Genomic DNA, 3,843 nt, shown 5'->3' with positions numbered 1-3,843 from the left:
TTCAAGTTCGGCGATTTCGGGGTGACCTTTGAAGACAAGGGTGTTCGCGCGAAAACGGTACTGCGGCGCAAGGAATAGCGGTGGCATTCAACACCAGGACATGGCGCACCCAGCACCGGTCGATTTCGTATTGAAACTGATCGCAAGCCTGCGAACCCAATTTGGAAGTCGCGATCGCTTGGCGCGGCGACTGCCGTGAAAGCGGGTGACCGGACTTGAACCGGCGACATTCACGTTGGCAACGTGACGCTCTACCACTGAGCTACACCCGCATTTCCTGCGGTATTAACTATATTGTCTTAATTCCGAGAATCTGTCAAGTCTTTTTAGTAAGTTTTTTTCACAAACCCAGTAAAAACCCCCCAAAGCCAATCCCCACCTGAAATTGCAGCAGCCAGATTATTAACCAAATCAGTAATTGCCGTGAAGAGTGACTGCCATCCGCCGACGGCAAAGCTACAATCAAGCTGGAATTGTGAGAGAACACTGTCATGTCAGATTTAAATCGCGGAATCATGAAGTTCAAGGGAGCTGACAGTCCTATAGCGATCGCCATTTCGGCGATCGTCATTGCCTCGGGAATCGGTTTCTTGATCTGGTGGGCGCTACAATCAGCCTACGCCTTAAGCTAACAGACTGCTTGAACCTAAAAGCTAGAAGGCATTGCTCAGAAGGCAGAATTCCAGAAAAATTCTGTCTTCTGCATTTTTTTGCCCTTTGTCTTGAGTTTATTGCTAAGGACGGCAGATTGAGCACTGACGATCGAATGATTGCCATAAATCATCCGATCCGGCGAGTCGCTAGCATGATGCCAGATGACTCCCCGAGCCACTACTTTTGTAGTACACTTGTAAACAAGGCGCGCCGAGAGCGCAGTTTTAAATGCAAGTGTTTGCAAGGGTTGTATCTCAACAAAAATTTATGGCAAGCTTTCAGGACATCTTCAAATACTACAATCGCTACTGGAAAATATCAGTTTACAGCATAGGCGCATCCAGTGTTTTGGCACTAGCCGATTTGCTTGTTCCCTACGCGATCGGTCAAATATTAAACGTATTGTCGGGTCAACCTACAGATACAATAACCCAAAAACTGATAGCAACGATCGCCTCTTTTACCGAGCACTCACCCAACAAAATATTATCGCTATCCGTCTTGCTGGGCATAATTTTTCTGGTAACAGTAGCCAAAGCACCGATCGAACCTTGGGTAGGAAAGTGGTTCCACTGGGCGATACCATTGAGGGCGAGGCGCGATCGAATGAGAGGTGCGATCGGGAAAATACTCACCTTACCCCTAGAATTCTACGACGAAAACAACGCCGGACGGATTGCCAGCCGCATAGCCAAAGGTATCGGCAACCATACTTGGACATATCCAGAAATTGCCGGCGAACTCATCCCCGAAGTTGCCCGCTTAATCGGCATTTTTGCCGTTATCTGGTTAATTGAGTGGCGGATTGGCTTATTAATTTTGGTTTCATTCCTATTTATCCTCAGTTTCACCCTCAAAAGCCTGCAAGAGGTGACTGCGCTAGAAGAAATTCTGGATGAATACATCGAAGATACCGAAAGCCGCAACTCGGAAATTATCACCAACATCAAAACAGTCAAAGCTTTTGCGACAGAAAGCGATGAACTCAAAAGGCAAACAACCAGACTCGATCGCGAATTAAAAGTCGTGATCCACCGCATTCACAAAGGATACATCACCCTGGGGACATACCAGCAGACAATCGTCCAGTTGTGTTTGTTTTCAGTTCTCGGTTTTAGCCTAGCAGCAACCCTAGGAGGTCAAATATCCCTCGGATATTTTGTTACCGTCTACACGTTAGCAAGCATGGCATATTCTCAACTGCGTCCGATTAGCATTATCGCCGAATTATTGGCGCGGCGCTATTCTTCAATGATCCGGTTCCACGAGTTTATGCAAACGCCAGACGGTGTTGATGCGGTCAATTTAGCAGAAAATGCTCTCACGGCGCAGCCACCTTATAAATTTACTGGCAAAGTTGAGATCAGCGGTTTGACATTCGGGTACGACAGTCAAAAACCGGTTTTGCAGGATGTGAATTTATTGATTCATCCCCGTCAAACTGTAGCATTAGTCGGGCGATCGGGTTCCGGGAAATCGACTTTAGTGAAACTCCTGTTTCGCTATTTTGAACCAAACTCCGGCCGCATTCTGATCGACGGAGAAGACATTCGCAGCTTAGACGTGACTCGCTACCGGCAGCGTTTAGCGATTGTCCACCAAGAAGTAGACGTTTTTAACGGTACTTTGCTGCAAAATCTGACTTACGGAAACAGAAATGCAACTTTCGAGCAGGTTGAGGATGCTTGTCGCATCGCCAAAGTAGACGATTTTGTGCGACTGTTGCCCCAAGGTTACTATACCGTGGTCGGGGAGCGAGGAATGCGCTTGTCCGGGGGTCAGCGGCAGCGGTTGGGGATTGCCAGGGCGCTTTTGGTGGAGCCGGATGTGTTAATTTTTGATGAGGCTACTTCTAGTTTGGATTATGAAAGCGAGCGATCGATCCAGATAGCCATGCAAAATATTCTTGGTACGCGCACCACCATAATTATTGCCCACAGACTGAGTACAATTCGCGAAGCCGATGCGATCGTCGTGCTCGACGGCGGTAGAATCGTCGAAGTTGGCAGCCACGACGAACTCTTGAGTCAACAAGGCATCTACCGCCGCCTGCACTCGCTGCAAGAAACCGGGGAATTAGTGAATTAGTCAGTTGTCTGTTGACGGTTGACTGTTGACTGTTGACTGTTGTCATGAGTTACCAATTCCCGATGCCCTATTCCCGATGCCCTATTCCCGATGCCCTTCTCAGTTGACTGTTGTCATGAGTTACCAATTCCCGATGCCCTATTCCCGATGCCCTATTCCCGATGCCCTTCTCAGTTGACTGTTGTCATGAGTTACCAATTACCAATTCCCCATTCCCGATGCCCTATTCCCGATGCCCGACCCAGATTTAACTTATATATTCACTACTTTGGATTAGAGTTTCTGATGTATTGTTGCAAAAAAAGAAGAAGCTGCTAGGATGTATAACTGTGGGTACAAATGGGTCGGTGCCCGAGCGGTTAATGGGGGCGGACTGTAAATCCGCTGGCTACGCCTACGCTGGTTCAAATCCAGCCCGGCCCACCACAATTTAAATAAAAATAAAAAGTTAAAAATAAAAAGTTGAAAACTTTTATTTAACATTATTAATTTTTTATGCCCGTGTAACTCAGTGGTAGAGTACCTCCTTGGTAAGGAGGAAGTCACGAGTTCAAATCTCGTCACGGGCTTGCTATTTTACAGTATATCCACCAGGGGTTTCAGGCTCATTACATCACAAGAAAATCCGTTTTCCGCTCAACTTTCGCGCTAATGGTTTTCTAGTATGTCCAAAACGACTTCCATATCGGCCAAGTCCGCCCTCGACTTTTTGCGCTGTGCTTTTAACTGGTTGAGCAAGTCGGCCGGCTCTGGGAAATCTGCGACTGCCGGAGCTGAGGTTTTATTTTCCTCCCGTGAGCGCCGCACTTCTTTGAGCTCTTCCTCCAACATCTGCACCTTCAGTCCTAAATCGCCGTTACGCTCGTGTAACTGATTCAGTTCTGCATCCCATTCTGTAAGTTGCTTGTTGGCCGCTTTCAATTCCTGCCTGAGCGATTCATCGTTGCCATCGCTCAGGCACTCAATTTTCCCAAGCGTTCTTCAATCCCTGCTAATTTAGCCGCTAGCAATGTGTCTAGCTTAATGTCTAGCAAAGTGTCTAGCACTGGCTCAATGTCCGAAATATTGGACACTTGGGCTTGAGGCTGGGGTGTCGGTTCT

Annotated in this window: 4 protein-coding genes and 3 tRNA genes; 4 read left to right on the top strand and 3 right to left on the bottom strand. The window is 47.5% G+C overall.

Annotated elements, in window-relative coordinates; translation table 11 throughout:
- Positions 1–200: 200 nt before the first annotated feature.
- Together ACUVJL_RS03025 and ACUVJL_RS03020 are read right to left on the bottom strand one after the other, a co-directional pair.
- Positions 201–272: transfer RNA gene (locus ACUVJL_RS03025), tRNA-Gly, on the bottom strand.
- A 68-nt stretch (positions 273–340) separates the two neighbouring features.
- The gene (locus tag ACUVJL_RS03020) at positions 341–493 is read right to left on the bottom strand and encodes a hypothetical protein (RefSeq protein WP_445244489.1); all 153 of its coding nucleotides are present in this window, start codon (positions 491–493) and stop codon (positions 341–343) included.
- On the opposite strand from ACUVJL_RS03020, the gene ACUVJL_RS03015 reads away from it, so the two are divergent.
- The 4 genes from ACUVJL_RS03015 (at position 492) to ACUVJL_RS03000 (ending at position 3,311) form a co-directional block, all read left to right on the top strand.
- The gene (locus ACUVJL_RS03015; protein ID WP_333131526.1) at positions 492–632 is read left to right on the top strand and encodes a hypothetical protein; all 141 of its coding nucleotides are present in this window, start codon (positions 492–494) and stop codon (positions 630–632) included. The two genes, ACUVJL_RS03020 and ACUVJL_RS03015, sit on opposite strands and share 2 nt — an antisense overlap.
- Before the next feature lie 289 nt (positions 633–921).
- A complete protein-coding gene (locus ACUVJL_RS03010; protein WP_445244488.1) occupies positions 922–2,742 on the top strand; it encodes an ABC transporter ATP-binding protein in 1,821 nt (606 codons plus the stop codon).
- A 341-nt stretch (positions 2,743–3,083) separates the two neighbouring features.
- Positions 3,084–3,168: transfer RNA gene (locus tag ACUVJL_RS03005), tRNA-Tyr, on the top strand.
- Positions 3,169–3,239: 71 nt separating this feature from the next.
- Positions 3,240–3,311, top strand: a tRNA-Thr gene (locus ACUVJL_RS03000).
- A gap of 79 nt (positions 3,312–3,390) precedes the next feature.
- Here ACUVJL_RS03000 and ACUVJL_RS02995 read toward each other — a convergent pair.
- Positions 3,391–3,663 (bottom strand): flagellar alpha dynein, encoded by a 273-nt coding sequence (locus ACUVJL_RS02995; protein WP_445244487.1) that lies wholly within the window; start codon positions 3,661–3,663, stop codon positions 3,391–3,393.
- Between the last annotated feature and the right edge of the window lie 180 nt (positions 3,664–3,843).

Origin of the sequence: Microcoleus sp. OTE_8_concoct_300 (assembly GCF_031383065.1) — a bacterium.
GTDB lineage: Bacteria > Cyanobacteriota > Cyanobacteriia > Cyanobacteriales > Microcoleaceae > Microcoleus.
The sequence above is the reverse complement of the archived record's forward strand: the minus strand, read 5'-3'. Positions and strand labels throughout refer to the sequence as shown.